This is a genomic window from Klebsiella sp. 4_1_44FAA (assembly GCF_000238715.1).
Classification (GTDB): Bacteria; Pseudomonadota; Gammaproteobacteria; order Enterobacterales; family Enterobacteriaceae; genus Klebsiella; species Klebsiella pneumoniae.
Genome location: NZ_JH414800.1, coordinates 128,970 through 153,150 on the forward strand (window position 1 = coordinate 128,970; position 24,181 = coordinate 153,150).

Consider the following 24,181-nt stretch of genomic DNA (forward strand, 5'->3'; position numbering starts at 1 on the left):
CGAAAATGTCCAGACAGAAAAAGCCATGCCAACGATTGATGATGTTTCAAGATTAGCGAATGTCTCAAGAGCGACGGTTTCCCGCGTGCTGACCGGCACCCGGGGCGTGCGCGAAGAGAGCCGGGAAGCTGTGCTGCGGGCCGTTGAAGAACTCAACTATCGCCCGAGCTTTGCCGCGCAAAACCTCGCCAGTCAGACATCCAGCCATGTTGGTCTGGTGATTTCCGCGCAGGACGAAAGCCACGGCGCGCGTCTGCTGCCGCTGCTCTCTCAGGCGCTGAAAGGGCTGAATAAAAGCCTGCTGGTCCAGTACGTCAGCGACCCGGTAGAGCAGGCGGCGGTAATCGACGATCTGCAGCGCCAGTGCGTGGCGGTGGTGGTGCTGGGCGTCGTTGCCGCCGACGCGCCGCGCAACGTTATCGCCTTCGACCGCTTCGGCGTCGCCGGGAGCAACAGCCAGGGCTATGACTTCGCCTTCGCCACCGAAAGCGCCTGCCGCTATGTGATTGGCAAGGGACACCGCAACATCGCCCTGCTGGTGGACAGCGACAGCGACGATGCCAGCCGCCAGATGCTGGAAGGCTACCGCAACGTCCTGCAGAACTACTCCATTCCTTTTAACCGCCAGCTGGTGCTGACGGCCAACGATGACGTCGAGCAGGCGCTGCTGACCTTAATTAACAGCTTCAGTAAATACTCGGTCATTATCGTTAAACGCGACCGCTATGCGGCCGAGGCGATGCGCCTGCTGCGCGAATTCACCATCGCCGTCCCGCAGGAGGTCTCCCTGCTGAGCCTTGAGGATTCCCCCCTCGCCTCGCTGCTCTATCCGCCGCTGACCTGCATCTCCTGGCCACTGGAGGCGCTGCTGGAAAACTGTATTCAGCGTATTCGCAGCCTGATTGACGACCGGCCAACCTTCACCGCCGAGGGCCGCTCGCTGGCTGGCCGCCTGATCCCGCGCCAGTCGGTCGCCGATATCGCCTGATCTCCGCCCGGTTCGCGCCGGGCCAGCCTTATCTCCCCGTTCTTGTCGCTTTCGTTTCCCGGCTCATTATTACCCACGCATGCAAATAAGAATTATTTTCATTTATAAATAGCTTGTGCTATATAACATAGCAATGGCTATAAATGCCGGGAAATTAACCACATCATTGCGAGGGATCCTATGCTGCACCTGACACCGCTGAAATCATTGCTGCTGGCCAGCGCGCTGACCCTGCTGGCCGCGGCGCCGGCCACCGCGCAGGAGAAATTCAGGGTTATCACCACCTTCACGGTTATCGCCGATATGGCGCAGAACGTGGCGGGCGATGCCGCCGACGTCAGCTCCATCACCAAACCGGGCGCAGAGATCCACGATTACCAGCCCACGCCAGGCGATATCAAACGCGCGCAGGGGGCGCAGCTAATCCTCAGCAATGGGCTTAATCTCGAACGGTGGTTTGCCCGCTTCTATCAGCACTTACAGGGCGTTCCGGAGGTGGTGGTCAGCGACGGGATCCAGCCGATGGGCATCAGCGCAGGACCCTATAGCGGGAAGCCCAATCCCCATGCCTGGATGTCGGCAGATAACGCCCTGATCTATGTCGATAATATTCGCGATGCGCTGGTGAAATACGATCCGCCTCACGCCGACACCTATCGCCGTAACGCCGAGGCCTATAAAGAAAAGATCCGCCAGACCATGGCGCCGCTGCAGGCCAGACTGGCGCAACTGCCGGCGGATAAGCGCTGGCTGGTCACCAGCGAGGGGGCCTTCTCCTATCTGGCCCGCGACTATGGTCTGCGCGAACTGTATCTGTGGCCGATCAATGCCGACCAGCAGGGCACTCCGCAACAGGTGCGCAAGGTTATCGACACCATGAAGAAAGAACGCATCCCGACCATCTTCAGCGAAAGCACCATCTCCGATAAACCGGCGCGTCAGGTGGCGCGCGAAGCCGGGGCCCACTACGGCGGCGTGCTGTATGTCGATTCGCTGAGCGCCGCCGACGGTCCGGTGCCGACCTGGCTCGACCTGCTGCGCGTCACCACCGAAACCATCGTTAACGGTATCCAGGACGGGATGAGGAAGCAGCCATGAATGCAGCGCAAGCGGGTCTGTATGTCGACCAGCTCACCGTCACCTGGCGCAACGGCCACACTGCCCTGCGCGACGCCTCCTTCAGCGTACCGCGCGGCTCCATTGCCGCGCTGGTAGGCGTTAACGGCTCGGGTAAATCCACACTGTTTAAAGCGCTGATGGGCTTTGTGCGCGTCGGCCACGGCGAGATCGCCATACTCGGCCAGCCGGTCAATCGCGCGCTGCGCCAGAACCTGGTCGCCTATGTCCCGCAGTCGGAAGAGGTGGACTGGTCCTTCCCGGTGCTGGTGGAGGATGTGGTGATGATGGGCCGCTACGGCCATATGGGCTGGCTGCGGCGGGCAAAGCCGCGCGATCGCGAGATTGTCGATGCCGCGCTGGCCCGCGTGGGCATGAGCGAGTACCGCCATCGGCAAATTGGCGAGCTCTCAGGCGGGCAGAAAAAGCGCGTTTTCCTTGCCCGCGCCATCGCTCAGCAGGGTCAGGTGATCCTGCTGGATGAGCCTTTCACCGGCGTCGATGTGCAGACCGAAGCGCGCATCATCAGCCTGCTGCGCGAACTCCGCGCTGAGGGTTGTACCATGCTGGTCTCCACCCATAACCTCGGGTCAGTGAGTGAATTTTGTGATTATACGGTGATGGTGAAAGGCACCGTGCTGGCCAGCGGCCCGACGGAAACCACCTTCACCGCCGAGAATCTGGAGCGGGCTTTCAGCGGCGTGCTGCGCCACGTCGCGCTCACCGGCGGGGAAGCGCAGATTATCACCGATGACGAACGGCCGTTTATCAGCCGGCGCGCGGCAGGAGGCCCGCAATGAGCTGGCTGCTGGAGCCGTTTGGCTATCACTATATGCTCAATGCGATGTGGGTGTCGGCGCTGGTGGGCGGCGTCTGCGCCTTCCTCTCCTGCTACCTGATGCTCAAAGGCTGGTCGCTGATTGGTGACGCCCTCTCCCACGCGATTGTGCCTGGCGTCGCCGGGGCCTATATGCTCGGCCTGCCTTTCGCGCTCGGCGCGTTTCTCTCCGGCGGTCTGGCGGCGGGCAGCATGCTGTTTTTGCAGCAGCGCTCGCGGCTGAAAGAGGATGCCATTATCGGCCTGATCTTCTCCTCCTTCTTCGGGATCGGGCTGTTTATGGTGTCGCTGAATCCGACGTCGGTGAATATCCAGACCATTATTCTCGGCAATATTCTGGCCATCGCCCCGGAGGATATTATCCAGCTGGCGGCGATCGGCTTTATCTCGATGGCGATCCTGTTGCTGAAATGGAAAGACCTGATGGTGACCTTCTTTGATGAAAACCACGCCCGCTCGATTGGCCTGAACACCCGCGGCCTGAAGCTGCTGTTCTTTACCCTGCTGGCCGCCTGCACCGTGGCGGCGCTGCAGACCGTCGGCGCGTTTCTGGTCATCTGCCTGGTGGTGACTCCCGGGGCCACCGCGTGGCTGTTAACCGACCGCTTTCCGCGCCTGCTGGCCATCGCCGTGGCTATCGGCAGTCTGACCAGTTTCTTCGGCGCCTGGCTCAGTTACTATCTCGACGGCGCCACCGGCGGCATTATCGTGGTCGCGCAAACACTGTTGTTCCTCATCACCTTTATCTTCGCGCCGAAGCACGGCCTGCTGGCCAACCGCCGTCGCGCCAGGGAGGCCGCATGCTGAATCTGTTCCTGGCGCCGTTCCAGTTTCCTTTTATGGTCAATGCGATAGCGGTATCGATCATCGTGGCCGTGCCCTGCGCGCTACTGTCGGTGTTTCTGGTGCTCAAAGGCTGGGCGCTAATGGGCGACGCCATGAGCCACGCGGTCTTTCCGGGCGTGGTGCTGGCCTACATCCTTGGCATTCCTTTCGCCATCGGCGCGTTTATCGCCGGGCTGTTGTGCGCCGTGACGACCGGTTTTCTCGACGATAACAGCCGCCTTAAGCGCGATACCATTATGGGAATTGTCTTCTCCGGCATGTTTGGCGGCGGGCTGGTGCTGTACGTGGCGATCCAGTCCGATGTGCATCTCGACCATATCCTGTTCGGCGATATGCTGGGGATATCCCTTCGCGATATTGGTCAGACGGCGGCTATCGCGCTGGTGATTGCGCTGATTATCGGCCTTAAATGGCGCGATTTTTTGCTGCACGCCTTTGACCCGACGCAGGCCAAAGCCAGCGGCCTGCGCGGCGGACTGCTGCACTACGGCCTGCTGTGCATGATCGCCCTGACCATCGTCGCGACGCTGCAGTCGGTGGGGATTATTTTGTCGATTTCGCTGCTGATTGCTCCCGGAGCGATCGCGCTTCTGCTGGTGAGACGCTTTATCCACGCCCTGCTGCTGGCGGTAGCGGTGGCCATCGGCTGCTCGGCGGGAGGGGTGTGGCTGGCGTTTTATCTCGACAGCGCGCCGGCGCCGACGATCGTGGTGCTGTTTACCGCGCTGTTTGTGGTCGCCTTTGTGGCAAGCACAATTCGGGATAGCCAGAAACAGAAAACTTCAGCAATCATCCCCGGTGGCGGCTAATGCCTTACCGGGGCCGACTTGTCGCCCGGCTACGCGCCGCGCTGACCAGGGAAAGGCCGCTATTTTTTCGGTCGGTATTTTTCCGGCAGCGCCGGCACCGGGCGCCTGTCGTCCAGCAGATGGCGAATAGTGAGGATCGGGTGGCGCCAGAGCATCCGCGGCCCGGCCCAGCGCATAATCTGCTTCATCTCTTCGCGCTTCGCCGGCTGGTAGCAATGTACCGGACACTGCTTGCAGGCCGGTTTGTTCTCGCCAAACACGCATTTATCAAGGCGCTTGTCGGCGTAGGCGTTCAGCGCCTGATAGTGATCATTATTGGCCAGCGCCTCGGGACAGCGCCGCTGGTAGAGGGCAATCATCCGCTGAATCGTCATTTTTTCCCGTTCGATACGCTTCCCCATCTCCCCGCCTTTCGTCTGTTTTTAAGATGCATTTATTCTACACCTTAATGTCCATACCCGACCAGACTCACTGCTTCAGATGCTGGATCAGCTGTAAGGCCGCCCCGGAAAGCACCCCGAAATGGCTGTAGGCGTAGAAATCGCGGATAAAGACGCTGCCCTCAACCTCAAGCGGGCGTAGCAGACCCAGCGCTTCTTCATGCCGGTAAACCGGGGCTGGCATCGAGGTTAACAGATCGCTTTCGCACAGAAAGGCCTTAATGGCCGAGGAGGATGCGCACTCGATAACCGGCTGCGGACAGGGTAGCTGATGGGCGCGGAAGATATCCTCAAGGATGTTCATCGGGGTACTTAACGGCGGCGGCATGATCCACGGATAGTCCAGCATCGCCTCCAGAGTGACGTCTGCCGCCTGATGCAGCGGATGGTGCTGCCTGGCGACGATGCAGATCCGGTCCTGCCAGTTGATTTTGCCGCGCACCACGATTTTCTCATCATGCGGTAAGGGGCCGCAGAGGGCGATATCGATATCGTGCATCAGCAATAATTTAAACAGCTCGGAGTCTATGCGATCGACGATGCGCAGATGGATTTGGGGATGGCGCTGATGGAAAACCGCCAGTTTATCGATGAAATGACTGGTCAGCAGGCTGGAAACGCAGCCAATCCGCAGGATGCCTTTCCCGGCGCCGCGGATAAGCTCAATCTCCTCACGGGCTTTTTGTTCGGTATTCAGCATCGTCATCGCATAGGGTAAAAAGGCGCTACCGTACTCGCTCAACGCCATACCATGCTTATGTCTTTCGAATAACGTCGCGCTCAGGTCCGCTTCCAGGCTCAATAGCAGCCGGCTCAGTCCCGACTGGGTGATCCCCATTTTCTCCGCAGCCAGGGTCATATTGCCTTCGTGAGCGACGGTAATAAACGCCTGAATCTGCTTAAATTTCATTGGCATGATATTTACTCATTGAACAAACGGTTTTTACATTTCCCCTACGGCTTGTTTTAGCGAATAACTGTCACTATCAATACGCTCGAAAATCACCGGAACGCATGCTTCAAAGGGATTTATTTACCTCACCACGCGCGGCAAAACACATTTCTGACCCGAAGATAATTTATAATGAGAATATATCACCATGACACAGAACAATATTCTATTAATTTCAGGCGCTATATTACCGGTTATCATTACCGTCATCATCGGCTATATAAGCGGTAAACGAAAAGACTTTAACTGGCAACAGGCGGGAGACATCAATAAAATTGTGATGCTCTATGCATTACCGCTGAGTATTTTCAGCAATATGGTGATGACGCCGCGACACATCGTCATGACCATGGGCCCGGTCGCTATAGCCATTATCCTGGCGTTGATCCTCAGTTTCGTTATTCCGTTATTAGCTGCCCGCTATCTGTTTCGACGCAATCTCGCCCTCAGCACCTTGCAAGCGCTGGCTATCGGTTCACCGGCAGTCCCTTTCATTGGCACGTCAGTGCTGGCCTTTTTATTCGGCACCGTCAGCGCATCTTTAATTACTGTTTCCAGTATTACGCAAAACGTCTTCCAGCTGCCGCTGGTGATGATACTGATGTCGGTCGCCACCGGCGATAAAAGCCAGCATATCTCCTTTGGCACACGGGTGATAAACGCCATTAAACAACCTGTGGTCTGGTCACCGGTTATCGCCCTGCTCATCGTGCTGGCGGATATCCATATTCCGGAGACTATCTCGATGTCGCTGGGTCTGCTGGGCAAAGCTTCTGGCGGATTGGCGCTGTTTGCCGCCGGTATCGTGCTCTATACGCGCAGCATTGTTATTACCACCGCCACCATTATCACCGTTATCGCCCGCAATATTCTGGTTCCCGGCGCCTGTTATCTCATTTTATTGAAAATGGGCTTCACCATGGAGCAAATCAAGGAAGTGGTATTGACGATGGCGATCCCGGTGGGTTCCATCGCGATAATTATTGCCATGCAGTATAAAACCGGCGAGCAGGAAATGGCCTCGACGATGGCGCTGAGTATTATTGCCTCCATCATTACGATGGGTGGATTTATTTTCTTAACCTTTTAATTACCGCGATAACATCGCGTGAATACGGAGAGAATATGGCCTCTATCACATTATCGGCTGCTGAACTGTTACTGCATCGGCTACAGGCGCTGGACGTGGCGTATATTTTTATTAACTCGGGCACCGATTATCCGCCGGTGATTGAAGCCTGGGCAAAGGCCCGGGCGACCGGGCAAAAAGTGCCCGAACTGGTGATCTGCCCGCATGAAAACGCCGCCATCGGCATGGCGCACGGCTACTACCTTGGCACCGGTAAGGTACAGGCGGTGATGGTTCACACCAACGTCGGGTTAGCCAACGCCGCCTGCGGCGTCATCAATCTGGCGAACAGCAATATTCCGGTGCTGATTTTTGGCGGCCGCACGCCGATAAGCGAACATTCCCACTTCGGCTGCCGCAATACGCCGATTGGCTACGGCCAGGAGATGCGCGACCAGGCGGCGCTCATTCGTGAATCGGTGAAGTGGGATTTTGAACTGCGGCTGGCCGATCAGATCGGCGAGCATGTCGATCGGGCCTGGGCGATTGCCAGCTCCCTGCCGAAAGGGCCGGTCTACCTGAGCTTACCGCGTGAACCGCTGTGCGAAACCTTTGCCATCGATGAAGCCGCGCTGCAGGCTGGCCCTGCACAACAACCGGTCCGCTATGCGCCTACCCGGGAAGACATCGCCCGGGCGGCCGAAGCAATAGCCTGCGCCAGACATCCCGTCATCTTCGCCCAGCGCGGCGCCCGAACGGCGGAAGGCTTTGCGCGCCTCGATAGTCTGGTGCGCGAATGGGCGATCCCGCTGGTGGAATACTGGGGCACCGAAGTCACCCTGAGCGCCGATAATCCCCTGCTCGCCGGGGCCGACCCCAGCGCCTGGCTTGCCGACGCCGATGTCATTCTGGTGGTCGACTCGCAGGCGCCGTGGATGATCGCCGAGGGCGACTGTCGCCGGGACTGCACGGTGATCCAGATGGGCCCCGACCCGCTCTTTTCCCGCTATCCGGTGCGCGGCTATCGCGCGGACATCAACCTGGCGGGCGAGACCGACGAAGTCTTTGGCCTGCTGGAAGAGGCTCTCCATCCGTTGCAGGCCGCCCGCCAGCAGCATGTGGCGGAGCAGGCGGCATATACTCTCCATCGGATCCAGCAACAGAAAAACCAGCGCGATGCGCTCTTACATACCAGCCAGACCGGGGTCATTACCAAACCCTGGCTCAGCTACTGCCTCGGCCATCTGGCCAATCAGCATCACGGCCGGATCGTCTCTGAACTGACCACGCTGCCGCAGTTCGCCGGGCTGACCCACGCCGAGAGCTATTACCAGGAGGCGCTGGCCGGCGGCCTGGGCGAAGCCCTGCCTATCGCGCTGGGGCTGCAGCTTGCGCGCCGGGAAGAGCTGATTATTGCCGCCGTCGGCGACGGGTCGTACCTGTACGCCAACCCTGCGGTCTGCCACCATATTGCCGAAGTGATGAAGCTCCCCGTGCTCGTCGTGATCGGGAATAATAGCGGATGGGGCGCCGTCGCGGGCGGCACCAAAGCGCTCTACCCGGACGGCTACGCAGCCCAGGCTGAGACCATCCCGGCCACCGCTTTTACCACCTCGCCGGATTTCGCCGCCATTGCCGCCTCCAGTCGCGCGGCGGCCCTGTCGGTTTCCCGGGCCGAAGATCTCCCGGGCGTGCTGGAAGAAGCGGTCTCCCTCATCCGCACCCGCCGACAAAGCGTGCTGGTTGACGTACAGTTAGCCCGCTAACAGCTTCTCCTCCGGGCGCTTGTCGTCCGGAGGGGGTTGTCACCCCTTCTGGTCACCTTTCTCCACATGGCCCAGCGGCTTCTCCGGGAAGCAGACATCGCGCACCCGGCGTTTTAGCTCTGCCGCATCCGGAAACCCGCCATCCTGCTTACGCTCCCAGATCTGCTGGCCGTCGATATCAATAGTGAAGATCCCGCCGGTCCCCGGCACCAGCGTCACCGAGGCGATATCAGTGCTGAAGGTATGTAACAGCTCCTGCGCCATCCAGCTGGCGCGCAGCATCCAGTTGCACTGGGAACAGTAGGTGATGGTGATAGTCGCTTTTGAATTCATCGTCGTCTCGCTAAGTCTGAAAGGGCAAAGTGTAAACAAAGTGCAGTTTAAATGAGGAATACATCAATATTTTGTTGCAAACGATAATACCTATCATTACCATTCGCAATCAACAAATGGAGTGAGACCACATCCGCAACGGAAAAGACGGAGCAACCTGCAACACTGGAAGTAACGCGTGAGCCGATACTAATAACGATCAAGGCGTGGCGACTATGTACACATCGACTCCGTCAGCAGCATGGTGTAAAAAACGCCTGCTGGTGACCTCTTTGCTTGCAGCAATTTATCAGACTTCTGCCGTCGCAGCAGATACTTCCACCGTTAGCGGCGAGGCAGTGGATGACACCTCGGAACAAATGACCGTCACCGCTCCCGCACCGGTACAGAAAGCCGGTAGCGAACACAGCATCAGCGCCCGGGAGCTGGAGGATAAAGGCGCTAACGATTTCGGCTCGATCATGCGCTATGAGCCGCTCATCAGCGCCACTGGCGCCAGCGGCGGCTCCGGCAACGGCAAAAGCGGCTTCGACCGCGGCGGCTACACCGGCTACAACATTCGCGGCATGGAGAGCAACCGCGTCGGCATCGACGTGGACGGCATCGCCCAGCCCAACGCCACCGGCCGCGGCTACGTCGGCCGTGCTGGCCTCAACACCTTCGGCATCGGCCGCGATTATATCGACCCGTATATGTACGGCAGCGTGGATATTCAGTCCGGCGCCACCTCGACGGAAACGGCCAACAGCGCCATCGGGGGAAATGTCTCTTTCCGCCCGAAATCGGCGGATGATTACCTGCGCCCGGGCAAGACCAGCGCCTTCGGCTACCGCAGCGGTTACGACTCTGCGGATCGCAGCTGGCACAACGGGGTGACCGTCGCCGGCGGCGATGAGTTCCTGCGCGGAATTTTGGTCTACAGCCGCCGTGACGGTCAGGAAACCGAAAACAACAGCGGCACCGTCGATGCCTACCCGGCGAACTGGCACTCCGATGCTTTTCTGGCCTCCGGGATCTGGCAGCCTAACGATGAACACAAGCTGACCAGCACCTTCGACTATTACCATAAAACCAACCACACCCACTACGATACCTGGGACTCCAGCGGCAACAGCACCATCGGCACCGCCAACCAGACCAGCCAGACCCGGCGCTGGGGCCTGAGCCTGAAGGATGACTGGACGCCGATGAACGACTACCTCGACAGCGTCTCCACGAAAATCTACTACCAGCATACTGAAGCCCATGACTGGACTTATATGCCGGACAGCGTCACCCGCCGCATGCAGACGGTGAACTCCAACTACGACACCGACACCTGGGGCCTGCAGACCGCGCTGGCGAAAACCCTGGGCCGCCACGATCTGAGCGCTGGCTTCAACGCCAGCACGACCAAAACCCAGCGGCCGTTTAGCCAGTCGCCGATCCCCAGCGTCTACAGCGAGATCATGCAGCCGGAAGCAGACAGCCGTAGCTACACCCTCGGCGGCTTTGTCCAGGATAAGATCAACTTCGATCTCGATAGCCACAACTTCGCCATTATTCCCGGCGTGCGCGTGGTGCATCAATCGACTAAGCCGGAAAATCTGTCCGACCTTGCCGCCAACAGCAGCGTGCTGACCGAGTCGTCGGTAGCGAATCTGTATGGCAAAAACAGCGATACCCAGGTGCTGCCGTCGTTGACCTTCCAGTACGACATTACGCCGCGGCTGATGACCTACCTGCAGTACCAGCGCGGCGCGCAGTTCCCCAACGCCAGCCAGCTGTATGGCTCCTGGAACCTCGGCTCCAGCTACGCCGGTAGCCAGCAGTATGCCCTGATCGGCAATACCGATCTGAAGACGGAAACCAGCGATAATCTCGAGTGGGGGCTGAAAGGGGAAGTCACCGAAGGCATCACCGTGCGCACGGCGCTGTTCTACAACAGCTATAAGAACTTTATCGCCTATACGCGCTATACCCGCGCCAATAATCCGGGCCAGTTCACGAATGTGCCGTCGAACATCTACACCATTTATCAGGCGGAAAACCGCGATAAAGCCTATATCTACGGCGGTGAGATCAGCACCAAATTTAACTTTGGCACCTGGTTTGAGCAGGTGAACGGCCTGAGCACCACCCTCGCCCTCGGCTATAGCGAAGGGAAATCGAAATCCAGCTACAGCGGCGATAAATACGTCGACCTCGACAGCGTGGCGCCGATGAAAGCCATCGTCGGCGTGGCCTGGGACGATCCGGCGAAACGCTACGGCACCGCCCTGACGGCGACCTTTGTCAAAGGGAAACAGGCGACCGCCACCAACCGCGAAAGCTACAGCAACAGCGGATCCGCCATCACCGATGCCAGCAGCGACTATATGCGCGTGCCGGGCTACGGCATGCTGGACTGGACCGCGTACTGGCAGGTGGCGAAAAACGTGCGCCTCAATGGCGGGGTCTACAACCTCACCGATCGTAAATACTGGGATTACCTGAGCAGCCGCAATATCGAGACCGGCACCAACCAGGACGCCAACGATAAAGCGCTGGCGGTGATGCCGGGCCGTACCTGGCAGCTGGGCGTCAACGTCGACTTCTGATTGCCCGAATAATAACGCACCTGCCCCCGGCCCAACGGCCGGGGATATTCATCGTCGAGTAAGGATATGATTATGCCCAATGCCCACCCTGACCTGTGGCAGCGCTACCAGGCCGCCAAAGCGACCAGCCCCGCGAAATATGCCCGCGATATCGCCGCGGAAATGGGGATCAGCGAAGCCGAGCTGACCGCCGCCCGCCTCGGCCACGATGCCGTACGCCTGAGCGATGACGCCCGGGCGCTGATTGCCGACCTGGAGCGCGTCGGCGAAACCAAATGCATCTGCCGCAACGAGTATGCCGTGCATGAGCAAGTGGGCCAGTTCACGCACCAGCACCTCAGCGGCCACGCCGGGCTGGTGCTGAACCCGCGTGCGCTCGACCTGCGCCTGTTCCTCAGCCAGTGGGCCAGCGCGTTCCATCTAAACGACAATGGCCGTCAGAGCATCCAGTTCTTCGACCACCACGGCGATGCCCTGCTGAAGGTCTATGCGACCGCGCAGACCGACATGGCGGCCTGGGACACCCTGATCGCGGAACATCAGGTGGCGGCACCGGCACCGCTGGCCCTGCGTCCGCTGGAGCCGGTGAAATATGCCGACACCGCCGACGGTGCCGCCCTGGAGAACGACTGGCGCGCGATGACCGACGTTCACCAGTTCTTCGGCCTGCTGCGTAAATATCAGCTTTCCCGCCAGCAGGCCTTCCGTCTGGTGAGCGACGACCTCGCCTGCCGCGTGGATCGCCATGCGCTTCCGTCGCTGCTGGAGACGGTGCGCCAGGAGGGCAATGAAATCATGATTTTCGTCGGCAATCGCGGCTGCGTGCAGATCTTTACCGGCGCCCTGGAAAAGCTGGCCCCCATGCGCGGCTGGCTGAATATCTTCAATACTACTTTTACCCTGCATCTGCGCGAAGAGAGCCTCGATGAAGTGTGGGTGACCCGCAAGCCGACTTCGGACGGACACGTCACCAGCGTCGAACTGTTCGCTAAAGACGGCACCCAGATTGCCCAGCTCTACGGCCAGCGCAGCGAGGGGCACCCCGAGCAGACGCAATGGCGCCAGCAGGTAGACCGCCTGACCCGTGAAGGGCAGCCCGCATGATGCGCTGGTTACTGCTCTTGATCGCTTTCCCGCTGCTGAGTCACGCCGCCGTTGAGCGGCTCGTCACACTCGGCGGAGATGTCACTGAGATCGTTTATGCCCTTCACGCGGAGGAGAGCCTGGTGGCGCGGGACAGCACCAGCAGCTGGCCCCCGGCGGCGCAAAAGTTGCCGGACGTCGGCTACCTGCGACAGCTGAACGCCGAGGGGATCCTCGCGTTACGCCCGCAGCTGGTGTTAGCGAGCGCCCAGGCGCAGCCCTCGCTGGTCTTACACAAAGTGCAGGCGAGCGGGGTGAAGGTGGTTAACGTGCCGGGCGGCGAAAGTCTGTCCGCGATCGATAACAAAGTTGCTGTCATTGCCGAAGCGTTAGGCAAAACGGCGGCAGGCGACGCGCTGCGCCAGCAGCTTCAGCAGCAGATCGCCGCCATTCCCACGCAGCCGGTTGCTAAGCGGGTGCTGTTTATTCTCAGCCACGGCGGAATGAATACCCTGGTGGCCGGACAGCATACCGCGGCCGATGGCGCCATTCGCGCCGCCGGATTGCAGAACGCGATGCAGGGCTTCGACCACTATCGCGCCATGTCGCAGGAAGGGGTCGCCGCCAGCCAGGCGGATCTGGTGGTGATCTCCGCCGATGGTCTCAAAGGGATGGGCGGCGAAGCCGGGCTGTGGAAACTGCCCGGCCTGGCGCAGACCCCGGCGGGGCGTCATAAACAGCTGCTGACGATCGACGATATGGCCCTGCTGGGCTTCGGGCCGCGCACACCGCAGGCGATAATCGCGCTGCGAAACAAAGCGGAGCAGTTGCCCTGATGCGCCCTGCCCTCGCTCGCCGTTTGCTGCTGATGACGCTGCTGCTGGTCTCCCTGACGTTGTTTGCCACCACCCTCGGCGCCATGCGCTTGCCGCTGGTCAACCTGCTGCCTTCCGGGGATGACATGCTGCGCCATATCTGGCTGACCATCCGTCTGCCGCGGGTGCTGCTGGCCCTGCTGGTGGGCGCGGCGCTGGCCCTCTCCGGCTGCGTGATGCAGGGGCTGTTTCGCAACCCGCTTGCCGACCCGGGCCTGCTGGGCATCAGCAGCGGCGCCGCGCTGGCGGTGGCCAGCTGGCTGGTGCTCCCGTTCTCCGCTGCGGGGCTGATCGCCCTGTATATGCCGATGCTGGCGGCGTTTATTGGCAGCCTGGCGGTGATGGTGGTGATTTTCATCCTCAGTCGGGCGGAGGAGGGTTCGCTGTCGCGCCTGCTGCTGGTGGGGATCGCCATCAACTCGCTGTGCGGCGCGCTGGTCGGCGTCCTGTCCTGGCTGAGCAATGACGCCCAGCTGCGCCAGCTGTCGCTGTGGGGAATGGGCAGTCTGGGCCAGGCCGAATGGCCGACGCTGCTGGTGGCCGCGACCTTGATTATCCCGGCTGCGCTGGCGGTGTGGTGGATGGCGTCCCGCCTCAATCTGCTGCAGCTTGGCGATGAAGAGGCGCACTATCTCGGGGTCAACGTGCAGGCGCTGCAGCGCTGGCTGCTGCTGTGCAGCGCGGTGCTGGTGGCCGCCGCGGTGGCCATCAGCGGAGTCATCGGCTTTATCGGCCTGGTGGTGCCGCACCTGATGCGCCTGTGGCTGGGACCGGACCATCGCGGACTGATCCCCGGCTCGCTGCTGGCCGGCGCGATCCTGCTTCTGCTGGCCGACACCCTGGCCCGCACCGTGGCGGCGCCGGCGGAGATACCGGTCGGTCTGCTCACCAGCCTGCTGGGCGCCCCCTGGTTTCTGTGGCTGGTCTTTCGTCGGGAGAACTCCAGACATGGTTAATGAATACTGCGCCCAGGGGCTGTCACTTCACCTTGGTAAACGACAGATTATCGACAACGTCTCCGTCGCGCTGCGCGGCGGCGAGATGACGGCGCTTATCGGGCCGAACGGCGCCGGGAAATCCACTCTGCTGCGCCTGTTGACCGGATATCTGACTCCGGACAGCGGCACCCGCCATCTTGCAGGCAAGCCGCTGGAGGCCTGGTCCCCCGAGGCGCTGTCGCGCCGGCGGGCGGTCATGCTGCAGCGAACGGCCCTGCAGGCCGACTGGACGGTGGAAACGGTCATTGCCATGGGACGCTCACCGTGGGGCGCGACGGCGGATCCGGCGGTGCTGGCGGCGGTGATGGCCGTCACCGGCTGCGATGGCCTTGCCGGTCGCCGCTATCCCGGCCTCTCCGGCGGCGAGCAGCAGCGGGTACAGCTGGCCCGCTGTCTGGCGCAGCTATGGCGCGACGGCGCGCCGCAGGGCTGGCTGTTTCTCGATGAGCCCACCTCGGCGCTGGACCTTTACTATCAGCAGCACCTGCTGCGTTTGCTCAAACGGCTCACCGCCGGCGGGCAACTGCACGTCTGCGTGGTGCTGCATGACCTTAACCTCGCCGCCCTGTGGGCCGACCGCATCCTGCTGCTCCACCAGGGACATCTGGTCGCCCAGGGCACGCCGCCGGAGGTGATCCAGCAGCCGGTTATCCATCGCTGGTACGGGGCGGATGTCCGCCTCGTCCAGCACCCGGACAACGCGGTCCCCCAGGTTTATCTGGCGCCGTAACCCCCGCGCGGCGCAACTGGAATCCGGATCGCGCCGCGCTTACGCTTTCTGGCAATAATTGCCTGCATTATATTATTGAGGGTCATTTATATTTAAAATCTATACCAATGGCGTAATAACCCAATGAAATATTTACGACAGCTATTTTTAAATATAAACCATCATTACAGAGAAGATATTTCCCGTATTAATCCAAAAACGACACATTGATTATTTACTGCGCTTAATCAACTCGATACACTGTTTTCTTACTAATGATAATAGAGGGAAGAAGAAGCATGGCTATTCCAGGTAATATGTGGATATACGACGACGGTGGGGCACTAATCAAAGGTGGTTGTGATGTTGCAGACAGGGAGTTCAGCATCGAATTTAAAGGGTTTCATCACAATCTATCCATTCCCACTGATAATGCCACTGGCAAGCCTACCGGCACTCGTCAGCACTCACCAATGATCATCGTTAAAGAATTCGACTATTCCAGTCCATACCTCTACAAAGCAGTAGCTACTGGTCAGAACCTGAAATCTGCTGAAATCAAATGGTATAAAATCAGCGATGCTGGTCAAGAAGTGGAATACTTCAATATGCTACTTGAAGGCGTCCGAATCGTATCAATATCTCCTACAATGGCTTCCCCAGAAGACAAGAACAACAACCATCTTGAATCTGTCGAACTTAGATATGAGAAGATCACCTGGAAACATTGTGACGGAAATATAATTTTCACCGATGCCTGGAATGAAAGACAAACAGCATAATAGATGAGCAAATGGATACGACAGAAGAACTAAATGGAACCTATTTCTATCACGGACAATCCAATCTTTCGGCTGGTGAACTTTTTGATGTCATTTTTCTTGAACAATTTTGTGACGAACTTGGCATTGGTATTGAATCTGGTGCCGCTATCCTCGCCGGGCAACCTTGGCTAAAAACCAGAACAAAGCCAGGAGAGGCAATAAAAGGAACAAGTGTTGTTTCTAAATATGGAAGGATGCTTCTGAGAAATGCAAAAACTCCATTTGGTATTAGGGTTCCTACACCCGTTGGTGTAAGAATGAGAAAAACGAATAGTCTTGCTGCTGTTATCGCCCGTTATGTTCCGTGGTTAGGTTGGATAGGACTTGTAAACTCAATTTATCAAGTTTCAAGAAAAACTCAGGAAAAATACAACCTAATAGCTCGCCCCAAAGACCGTATACAATGGACATCCTTTTAATGAAAAGCATTCAAGATCAGGTTTTAGACTTGTTTAAAGATGAGATCTCAACCCGTTTAGATAAAAATTGGAAAGAAATCCCATTGGAACTTGATTATGACTTATTTGATGCTCCCGGCGACGATCTGCATGACGCTTTAAATAAATTTGAACAAAAATTTAATGTTGATCTTTCCAGTGTTAAATGGTCGTGTTATTTCCCTTGGGAGAATACTCCAATGCTAACTCGGTGGTTTAAAGTAAAACGAGAAGATGTAGAAAAAACGCGTAAACCTTTAACTATCAAAATGTTTGCCGAATCAGCAAAAGCAGGTAAATGGCTTTACGACTAGCAACCACAAGCCGTTGTCGTAACGAGGTCTACGGCCAGAAGGCAGAACAACATCGACGGCGAACGTAATGTATGAAGACGATCGCGTGGCGGCGGTTCAATTACTGTGACGCTACCCCGCCCCCTCTGCAACTGGAATCCGGATCGCGCCGCGTGCTTTCGTCGGTTTCCCTCACCTGCCCATCTCCGTTATTATGTCTCATCCATGTGATAACGACGACAACTACAAAATCGCAGCCATTTCAAATCAGGGATCTGGATAACACCCCATGAGCACAATTGACAATCTCGACGCCCACACGCCGATGATGCAGCAGTATCTCAAGCTAAAGGCGCAACATCCTGACATTCTGCTGTTTTACCGGATGGGGGATTTTTACGAGCTATTTTATGACGATGCGAAACGCGCCTCGCAGCTGCTCGATATCTCGCTGACCAAGCGCGGCGCCTCCGCGGGCGAACCGATACCCATGGCCGGCATCCCCCACCACGCCGTAGAGAACTACCTCGCCAAACTGGTCAATCAGGGCGAGTCGGTGGCCATTTGCGAGCAGATTGGCGACCCGGCCACCACCAAGGGGCCGGTCGAGCGTAAAGTGGTGCGTATCGTCACCCCGGGCACCATTAGCGATGAAGCGCTGCTGCAGGAGCGCCAGGACAACCTGCTGGCCGCCATCTGGCAGGACAGCAAAGGCTTCGGCTACGCGACGCTGGATATCAGCTCCGGGCGCTTTCGTCTGAGCGAACCGGCCGACCGCGAAACCATGGCGGCAGAGCTGCAGCGCACCAACCCGGCGGAACTGCTGTATGCGGAAGATTTTGCCGAATCGTCGCTGATCGAGGGCCGCCGCGGTCTGCGCCGTCGCCCGCTGTGGGAATTTGAAATCGACACCGCACGCCAGCAGCTAAACCTGCAGTTCGGCACCCGCGATCTGGTCGGCTTCGGCGTCGAAAACGCCCCGCGCGGCCTGTGCGCCGCCGGCTGCCTGCTGCAGTATGTCAAAGACACCCAGCGTACCTCGCTGCCGCACATCCGCTCCATCACCATGGAACGCCAGCAGGACAGCATCATTATGGATGCCGCCACCCGCCGTAACCTCGAGATCACCCAGAATCTGGCCGGCGGCACCGACAACACCCTGGCCTCGGTACTCGACTGTACGGTGACGCCGATGGGTAGCCGGATGCTCAAGCGCTGGCTGCATATGCCGGTCCGCGATACCGCCGTGCTGGTGGAGCGCCAGCAGACCATCGGCGCGCTGCAGGAGCGCTATACCGAGCTGCAGCCGGTGCTGCGCCAGGTCGGCGATCTGGAGCGTATTCTGGCGCGTCTGGCGCTGCGTACCGCCCGGCCGCGCGATCTTGCCCGCATGCGTCATGCCCTGCAGCAACTGCCTCTGCTGCGTGAGCTGCTGGCCGACGTTGACAGTCAGCCGGTGCAAAAATTGCGCGAGAAAATGGGCGAGTTCACCGAACTGCGCGAACTGCTGGAGCGTGCGGTGATCGACGCCCCGCCGGTGTTGGTCCGCGACGGCGGGGTCATCGCCCCGGGCTATAGCGAAGAGCTGGACGAGTGGCGGGCGCTGGCCGATGGCGCCACCGATTATCTCGATAAGCTGGAGATCCGCGAGCGCGAGCGGCTGGGCCTCGATACCCTGAAAGTCGGCTACAACGCCGTCCACGGCTACTACATCCAGATCAGCCGCGGCCAGAGCCACCTCGCGCCGATCCACTACGTGCGCCGCCAGACGCTGAAAAACGCCGAACGCTACATTATTCCTGAGCTGAAGGAATACGAAGATAAGGTGCTGACCTCCAAGGGCAAAGCGCTGGCGCTGGAAAAACAGCTTTATGACGAACTGTTCGACCTGCTGCTGCCGCATCTCGCCGATCTGCAAACCAGCGCCAGCGCGCTGGCCGAGCTGGACGTGCTGGTCAACCTGGCGGAACGCGCGGAAACCCTGAACTACTGCTGCCCGACCTTTAGCGATAAGCCAGGCATTCGCATCAGCGAAGGCCGCCATCCGGTGGTCGAGCAGGTGCTGAAAGAGCCGTTTATCGCTAACCCGCTGCAGCTGGCGCCGCAGCGGCGGATGCTGATCATTACCGGGCCGAACATGGGCGGTAAAAGTACCTATATGCGCCAGACCGCGCTGATTGCGCTACTGGCCTATATCGGCAGCTACGTCCCGGCGCAGAAGGTGGAGATCGGGCCCATCGATCGCATCTTCACCCGCGTCGGCGCGGCGGATGACCTGGCCAGCGGCCGCTCGACCTTTATGGTGGAGATGACTGAAACCGCCAATATCCTGCACAATGCCACCGAGCATAGCCTGGTGCTGATGGATGAGATTGGCCGCGGCACGTCCACCTACGACGGGCTATCGCTGGCGTGGGCCTGTGCGGAAAATCTGGCCAACAAAATCAAGGCGCTGACGCTGTTCGCCACCCACTACTTCGAGCTCACCCAGCTGCCGGAGAAAATGGAAGGCGTCGCCAACGTCCACCTCGACGCGCTGGAGCACGGCGATACCATCGCCTTTATGCACAGCGTGCAGGACGGCGCGGCCAGCAAGAGCTATGGCCTGGCGGTCGCCGCGCTGGCGGGGGTGCCGAAAGAGGTGATCAAGCGCGCGCGGCAGAAACTGCGCGAGCTGGAGAGTATCTCGCCCAACGCGGCGGCGACCCAGGTCGACGGCACGCAGATGTCGCTACTCGCCGCCCCGGAAGAGACCTCGCCTGCGGTTGAGGCGCTGGAGAATCTTGATCCGGACTCCCTGACCCCGCGTCAGGCGCTGGAGTGGATCTACCGTCTGAAAAGCCTGGTCTAGCCACCCATTAAGGTGAAAAACGGCAGCGCTGTGAAGCGCTGCCGTTTTAGTAAACAAAAAATGGGTGCTAGAGGATGCGTCCTGACAACCCATACGCGGGGTTGCCCTCGCGCGGATGCTACTTCTTCGATTCGTAAGCGAGAACAGCTTTAAACTCAATATTACGCTCTTTAATACTCAGCTCGCATAGTGAGCTGTGCACCAACAGCGTAAATCCCAGTACCGTAATACAGAGTACGATGATTGCCACAAGGGCATATTTTGTCAGCATATCTTGCCTCCCTGCAAAGAAGAGACTAACATCTGAATTGTCTATGTTCATTCGCTAGCCTCAGTTGATAGAAATATCTCCTGGGGCTTTCGTCTGTCTGGGGTTCTGGTAATGCTCAAGGCCAGACAGCCTCAAGCACCCGCCGCAATTCTACACTCGTCAGGGCGTGAAATTTATCTGCAAGGAATTAATCAGACGGAATTTATAATAATCTGGATGCAGGCTCGCAAAGTCATCCCGGTATATTAACCCTTCACGTAATTTTTTAATTTAATGAAAAAATAATTTCCATAATTGTACTAAATATAAAAAAGGCCCGACTTAGCGGGCCCCTTTCATTAACGCTTATCTTCCGGCAATAGCGGCGGTACGTGCGGCACCTGCGGCGCCTCATCGATATCTTTCTGCGTCATGCGGAACGCTTCCGGATAGTGTTCGCGGCTGGTGCGGCGCAGCGGCTCGGTATCTCGCCAGGTGTAAAGACAGTGCTGGCACTGATACACGGTCCAGACCCCTTTCACCGGCGAGGTCGCCATGACTTCAATCTTTTCATCGGCGCAACGTGGACAAATCATCTTCTTCTCCTTATTTACGGTTGGCCAGCATAGCGGTCAGTTTTTCAGCCCAGGCTTTGGTTTCCGGCAGATCCTGCACCGGCTGGCTGTAGTGACCGCGAAGGTCCGGCGCAACCGGGGTGGTGGCGTCGATAATCAGTTTGTCGGTAATGCCTGCCGGGCTGGAGCCTGGGTCAAGTTCAAGGACCGACATGTTCGGCAACTGCACCAGGTCTCCCGCCGGGTTAACCTTCGAGGAGAGCGCCCACATCACCTGCGGCAGGTTGAACGGGTCGACGTCTTCATCAACCATGATCACCATCTTCACATAGCCGAGGCCGTGGGGAGTGGTCATCGCCCGCAGGCCCACCGCGCGGGCAAAACCGCCGTAGCGTTTTTTGGTGGAGATGATCGCCAGCAGACCATGGGTGTACATGGCGTTGACCGCCTGCACCTCCGGAAATTCGGCCTTCAGCTGCTGATACAGCGGTACGCAGGTCGCCGGGCCCATCAGATAGTCAATCTCGGTCCACGGCATACCGAGGTAGAGCGATTCAAAAATCGGTTTGCTGCGATAAGAGACTTTGTCGATACGCACTACCGTCATGTTACGACCGCCGGAGTAGTGACCGGTAAATTCACCGAACGGCCCCTCGATCTCACGCTTACGCCCTTCAATGACCCCTTCGAGGATCACTTCCGAACCCCAGGGCACGTCAAAGCCGGTCAGCGGCGCGGTAGCGATGGGATACGGGCTCTCGCGCAGCGCGCCAGCCATCTCATATTCAGACTGATCGTATTTCAGCGGCGTGGCGCCCATCAGGGTAATAATCGGGTCGTTACCGAGGGTAATGGCGATCGGCAGATCTTCCCCACGCTCTTCCGCTTTGTGCAGATGCAGCGCGATATCGTGCATCGGTACCGGCTGCAGGCCGAGCTTGCGCTTGCCTTTCACTTCCATGCGGTAGATACCGACGTTTTGCTTACCGAAGTTATCTTTATCCAGCGGATCGCGCGAAACGACACAGGCTTTATCGAGGTAGAAACCGCCGTCACCATCGTTGAGGCGGAACAGCGGCAGAATATCGAACAGGTTGATATCATCGCCATCAACAGTATTTTCTGCCCACGCCGGGTTGGCGCGGCGCTCTGGCGTCACCGGGAAGTTATCCCAGCGGCGAATGAACTCATCAATCTGCTTTTTCACCGGCGTGTTAGGCGGCAGGCCCAGCGAGATGGCATGGTTCTGCCACGAGCCGATGGTGTTCATCGTCACGCGAGCGTCGTTAAAGCCGCGAATATTATCGAACCACAGCGCCGGGGCACCGTCGCCGATGCGTCCGGTCGCATTGGCGGCCGCCGCCAGATCGGGCTCAGCGTTCACCTCTTCACTGATTTTCAGCAGTTGTCCCTGGTCATCCAGCGCCTGCAAAAAGCTGCGCAAATCATCAAAAGCCATTATTCGATCTCCTGTGCAAATTGTTCTGCCGTGCGCAAGCCGTTCCAGCGGCGCGCTTTGTGATAGTCGAGGCCAAACTGATCCAGCACCCGGGTGACGATATGATTGGTGATATCGTCAACCGTCTCCGGGTGGTTGTAGTAAGCTGGCATCGGCGGGACCATCGCCACGCCCATGCGGGACAGCGCCAGCATGTTCTCCAGATGGATCGTGCTGAGCGGCATTTCCCGCGGGACCAACACCAGCTTGCGCCCCTCTTTGAGCACCACGTCCGCCGCGCGGCCCACCAGCCCTTCGGCATAACCCGCGCGAATGCCTGCAAGCGTTTTCATACTGCAGGGAATAACGATCATGCCGTCGGTACGAAATGAACCGGATGAGATGGTGGCGGCCTGGTCTGCCGGGCTGTGGGAAAAGTCCGCCAGCGCGGCCACTTCGCGCGCCGTCCAGGGCGTTTCCAGCTCGATGGTGGTTTTGGCCCATTTCGACATCACCAGATGGGTTTCCACCTCCGGCATATCGCGCAGCGCCTGCAGCAATGCCACCCCAAGCGGTGCCCCGGTGGCCCCCGTCATCCCAATAATCAGTTTCATTCCAGACCTCATTACTTTTGTTCGTGTACGAACTTTATATTTAAACTACCCCCTCCAGCCCTTATTGGCAAGATCGTTCGTATACGTGCGCATTTTTAATCAAAACGCAGAAAGGGTATAAAAAGGCGTACGAACGGCTATCATAGAGGTGACAGTTTTGTTACGGAGTATTCATGGAGTTACGAAACGAAGCATTCCACCTGCTGCGCCAGCTTTTTCAACAGCATACCGCCCGCTGGCAGCAGGCGTTGCCGGACCTGACTAAACCTCAGTATGCGGTGATGCGCTCGGTAGCGGAGCACCCCGGGATCGAACAGGTGGCGCTGATTGAAGCGGCGGTCAGCACCAAGGCTACGCTGGCGGAGATGCTCAGCCGAATGGAAGCGCGCGGCCTGGTGCGCCGGGAGCACGATCCGGCCGATAAACGCCGCCGTTTTGTCTATCTGACCGACGAAGGCGAGGCGTTGCTTAACCGTTCCATTCCGCAGGGCAATGAGGTCGATGACGAGTTTCTCGGCCGCCTGAGCGATGACGAGCGCGAGCAGTTCTCCCGGCTGGTGCACAAAATGATGGCGCCCTGAACGGGCGCTTAACCGACCTTCTCGCGCAGGAAGTCAATAAATGCCCGCACCCGGGTCGGCAAATGCTGCGAGTCGGGATAAAGGGCATACACGCCCTGCTGTGGGAAATGGTATTCCGGCAGGAGCGGCACCAGCTCCCGCTGCGCCACCTTTTTGGCTACCAGCCATGCGGGCAGCAAGGCGACGCCGCATCCCGCCAGAGCAAAGCTCATCAGCGCCGTAGCGCTATCAGCAGAAAACCGCGGCGCGCTGGCTATCGCGAAATCCACCTCTGTCCGGTGATCCGTGCGCAGCTGCCAGCGCAGCGGCGTCGGCAGGCGCTCGTGAATAATCCACTCAGCTTGCGCCAGATCGGACAGCGTCTGCACCGGATGGCTTGCCAGCCAGGCCGGAGAGGCGACGGGCAGGATCGCGAAACTGGCTATCCGCGTCGCCCGATAGCGGGAATCGGCCAGCGTACCGAGGCGTATCGCCACATCAAATCGTTCTGAAATGAGGTCGGCATGATGGGAGGAGGAGACGTGGCGCACCCGCAGCGCCGGATGACGACGGGCGAACGCGGCCAGCGCTGGAATGATAACCTGCGCGCCATACTCCGGCGTGGTGGTGATCCGTAGCTCCCCGCTTAAGCCGCTATGGCTGGCCCGCACCTCATCCTGGAGATTTTCCGCCGCGTTCAGGAGCGCCACCCCGCGCTGATAGAACAGCACCCCGGCGTCAGTGAGCCGCAAACGCCGCGTCGAACGCAGCAGCAGCGTCACCCCCAGCTCATTTTCCAGCTGCCGTACGTTAAAGCTGACCACCGCCTTGGTCTGCCCCAGCGCCGCTGCGGCCTGGGTGAAACTGCCGGCATCTACCACGGCGATAAACATGGTCACGCGCTGAAGATTAAGCATCGTCGTCCGGATGATTGTCAA

At 58.9% G+C, this 24,181-nt stretch carries 25 protein-coding genes; 17 read left to right on the plus strand and 8 right to left on the minus strand.

Translation table 11 applies throughout. The features are described 5' to 3' along the window. Window positions 1–25: 25 nt before the first annotated feature. The 5 genes from HMPREF1024_RS14745 (at window position 26) to HMPREF1024_RS14725 (ending at window position 4,597) form a co-directional block, all read left to right on the plus strand. A complete protein-coding gene (locus tag HMPREF1024_RS14745) occupies window positions 26–988 on the plus strand; it encodes a LacI family DNA-binding transcriptional regulator (protein ID WP_009308486.1) in 963 nt (320 codons plus the stop codon). Window positions 989–1,168: 180 nt separating this feature from the next. Continuing rightward, a complete protein-coding gene (locus HMPREF1024_RS14740; protein WP_009308487.1) occupies window positions 1,169–2,086 on the plus strand; it encodes a metal ABC transporter substrate-binding protein in 918 nt (305 codons plus the stop codon). Then, window positions 2,083–2,904 carry a manganese/iron ABC transporter ATP-binding protein gene (locus HMPREF1024_RS14735; RefSeq protein ID WP_009308488.1) on the plus strand — a complete coding sequence of 274 codons (822 nt, stop codon included), beginning with the start codon at window positions 2,083–2,085 and terminating at the stop codon, window positions 2,902–2,904. Before HMPREF1024_RS14740 ends, HMPREF1024_RS14735 begins: the two co-directional genes overlap by 4 nt. After that, window positions 2,901–3,749 (plus strand): iron/manganese ABC transporter permease subunit SitC, encoded by an 849-nt coding sequence (gene sitC / locus HMPREF1024_RS14730; protein WP_009308489.1) that lies wholly within the window; start codon window positions 2,901–2,903, stop codon window positions 3,747–3,749. Before HMPREF1024_RS14735 ends, sitC begins: the two co-directional genes overlap by 4 nt. Further along, a complete protein-coding gene (locus HMPREF1024_RS14725) occupies window positions 3,743–4,597 on the plus strand; it encodes a metal ABC transporter permease (RefSeq protein WP_009308490.1) in 855 nt (284 codons plus the stop codon). The genes sitC and HMPREF1024_RS14725 overlap by 7 nt, the downstream gene beginning before the upstream one ends. Window positions 4,598–4,656: 59 nt before the next feature. Here the strand turns inward: HMPREF1024_RS14725 and HMPREF1024_RS14720 are convergent, their stop codons facing one another. Then, window positions 4,657–4,998 carry a nitrous oxide-stimulated promoter family protein gene (locus HMPREF1024_RS14720; RefSeq protein WP_009308491.1) on the minus strand — a complete coding sequence of 114 codons (342 nt, stop codon included), beginning with the start codon at window positions 4,996–4,998 and terminating at the stop codon, window positions 4,657–4,659. 67 nt (window positions 4,999–5,065) lie between these two features. Next, window positions 5,066–5,953, minus strand: coding sequence for a LysR substrate-binding domain-containing protein (locus HMPREF1024_RS14715; protein WP_009308492.1), 888 nt, complete (start codon window positions 5,951–5,953; stop codon window positions 5,066–5,068). 184 nt (window positions 5,954–6,137) lie between these two features. On the opposite strand from HMPREF1024_RS14715, the gene HMPREF1024_RS14710 reads away from it, so the two are divergent. Then, complete coding sequence (locus HMPREF1024_RS14710; protein WP_009308493.1) at window positions 6,138–7,079, plus strand: AEC family transporter; 942 nt, start codon at window positions 6,138–6,140, stop codon at window positions 7,077–7,079. A gap of 35 nt (window positions 7,080–7,114) precedes the next feature. Further along, complete coding sequence (locus HMPREF1024_RS14705; RefSeq protein WP_009308494.1) at window positions 7,115–8,824, plus strand: thiamine pyrophosphate-requiring protein; 1,710 nt, start codon at window positions 7,115–7,117, stop codon at window positions 8,822–8,824. A gap of 39 nt (window positions 8,825–8,863) precedes the next feature. Here the strand turns inward: HMPREF1024_RS14705 and HMPREF1024_RS14700 are convergent, their stop codons facing one another. After that, the gene (locus HMPREF1024_RS14700) at window positions 8,864–9,157 is read right to left on the minus strand and encodes a SelT/SelW/SelH family protein (RefSeq protein WP_009308495.1); all 294 of its coding nucleotides are present in this window, start codon (window positions 9,155–9,157) and stop codon (window positions 8,864–8,866) included. Window positions 9,158–9,372: 215 nt separating this feature from the next. On the opposite strand from HMPREF1024_RS14700, the gene HMPREF1024_RS14695 reads away from it, so the two are divergent. The 9 genes from HMPREF1024_RS14695 to mutS all read left to right on the plus strand — a co-directional run bounded on the left by HMPREF1024_RS14695 (window position 9,373) and on the right by mutS (window position 19,806). After that, the gene (locus HMPREF1024_RS14695; protein WP_009308496.1) at window positions 9,373–11,736 is read left to right on the plus strand and encodes a TonB-dependent receptor; all 2,364 of its coding nucleotides are present in this window, start codon (window positions 9,373–9,375) and stop codon (window positions 11,734–11,736) included. 72 nt (window positions 11,737–11,808) lie between these two features. Beyond that, entirely contained in the window at window positions 11,809–12,840 is a 1,032-nt protein-coding gene (locus HMPREF1024_RS14690) for a hemin-degrading factor (RefSeq protein WP_009308497.1), read from the plus strand. Continuing rightward, window positions 12,837–13,655, plus strand: a complete 819-nt coding sequence (locus tag HMPREF1024_RS14685; protein WP_004181072.1) for a hemin ABC transporter substrate-binding protein — start codon at window positions 12,837–12,839, stop codon at window positions 13,653–13,655. The genes HMPREF1024_RS14690 and HMPREF1024_RS14685 overlap by 4 nt, the downstream gene beginning before the upstream one ends. Beyond that, the gene (locus HMPREF1024_RS14680; RefSeq protein WP_009308498.1) at window positions 13,655–14,650 is read left to right on the plus strand and encodes an iron ABC transporter permease; all 996 of its coding nucleotides are present in this window, start codon (window positions 13,655–13,657) and stop codon (window positions 14,648–14,650) included. Before HMPREF1024_RS14685 ends, HMPREF1024_RS14680 begins: the two co-directional genes overlap by 1 nt. Further along, a complete protein-coding gene (locus HMPREF1024_RS14675) occupies window positions 14,643–15,422 on the plus strand; it encodes a heme ABC transporter ATP-binding protein (RefSeq protein WP_009308499.1) in 780 nt (259 codons plus the stop codon). The genes HMPREF1024_RS14680 and HMPREF1024_RS14675 overlap by 8 nt, the downstream gene beginning before the upstream one ends. A gap of 278 nt (window positions 15,423–15,700) precedes the next feature. Then, on the plus strand, window positions 15,701–16,183 hold the full coding sequence (locus tag HMPREF1024_RS14670; RefSeq protein ID WP_002915094.1) for an Hcp family type VI secretion system effector: 483 nt from the start codon (window positions 15,701–15,703) through the stop codon (window positions 16,181–16,183). Between the two features lie 11 nt (window positions 16,184–16,194). Continuing rightward, window positions 16,195–16,644 (plus strand): STM2901 family protein, encoded by a 450-nt coding sequence (locus HMPREF1024_RS28755; RefSeq protein WP_004188736.1) that lies wholly within the window; start codon window positions 16,195–16,197, stop codon window positions 16,642–16,644. Continuing rightward, on the plus strand, window positions 16,629–16,976 hold the full coding sequence (locus HMPREF1024_RS14665) for a DUF1493 family protein (RefSeq protein ID WP_008806210.1): 348 nt from the start codon (window positions 16,629–16,631) through the stop codon (window positions 16,974–16,976). The genes HMPREF1024_RS28755 and HMPREF1024_RS14665 overlap by 16 nt, the downstream gene beginning before the upstream one ends. Before the next feature lie 268 nt (window positions 16,977–17,244). Continuing rightward, complete coding sequence (mutS, locus tag HMPREF1024_RS14660) at window positions 17,245–19,806, plus strand: DNA mismatch repair protein MutS (RefSeq protein WP_004151059.1); 2,562 nt, start codon at window positions 17,245–17,247, stop codon at window positions 19,804–19,806. A 118-nt stretch (window positions 19,807–19,924) separates the two neighbouring features. On the opposite strand, the gene HMPREF1024_RS14655 is transcribed toward mutS, so the two are convergent. The 4 genes from HMPREF1024_RS14655 to HMPREF1024_RS14640 all read right to left on the minus strand — a co-directional run bounded on the left by HMPREF1024_RS14655 (window position 19,925) and on the right by HMPREF1024_RS14640 (window position 22,683). Next, window positions 19,925–20,077 carry a Hok/Gef family protein gene (locus HMPREF1024_RS14655; RefSeq protein WP_002915097.1) on the minus strand — a complete coding sequence of 51 codons (153 nt, stop codon included), beginning with the start codon at window positions 20,075–20,077 and terminating at the stop codon, window positions 19,925–19,927. A 338-nt stretch (window positions 20,078–20,415) separates the two neighbouring features. After that, a complete protein-coding gene (locus tag HMPREF1024_RS14650) occupies window positions 20,416–20,652 on the minus strand; it encodes a non-oxidative hydroxyarylic acid decarboxylases subunit D (RefSeq protein WP_002915098.1) in 237 nt (78 codons plus the stop codon). Between the two features lie 10 nt (window positions 20,653–20,662). After that, complete coding sequence (locus HMPREF1024_RS14645) at window positions 20,663–22,090, minus strand: non-oxidative hydroxyarylic acid decarboxylases subunit C (RefSeq protein WP_004151060.1); 1,428 nt, start codon at window positions 22,088–22,090, stop codon at window positions 20,663–20,665. Further along, a complete protein-coding gene (locus HMPREF1024_RS14640; RefSeq protein WP_002915099.1) occupies window positions 22,090–22,683 on the minus strand; it encodes a non-oxidative hydroxyarylic acid decarboxylases subunit B in 594 nt (197 codons plus the stop codon). The genes HMPREF1024_RS14645 and HMPREF1024_RS14640 overlap by 1 nt, the downstream gene beginning before the upstream one ends. 173 nt (window positions 22,684–22,856) lie before the next feature. On the opposite strand from HMPREF1024_RS14640, the gene HMPREF1024_RS14635 reads away from it, so the two are divergent. Next, window positions 22,857–23,264 (plus strand): MarR family winged helix-turn-helix transcriptional regulator, encoded by a 408-nt coding sequence (locus tag HMPREF1024_RS14635; protein ID WP_002915102.1) that lies wholly within the window; start codon window positions 22,857–22,859, stop codon window positions 23,262–23,264. 8 nt (window positions 23,265–23,272) lie between these two features. Here the strand turns inward: HMPREF1024_RS14635 and HMPREF1024_RS14630 are convergent, their stop codons facing one another. Continuing rightward, window positions 23,273–24,160 (minus strand): LysR family transcriptional regulator, encoded by an 888-nt coding sequence (locus HMPREF1024_RS14630; protein ID WP_009308500.1) that lies wholly within the window; start codon window positions 24,158–24,160, stop codon window positions 23,273–23,275. Window positions 24,161–24,181: the final 21 nt, after the last annotated feature.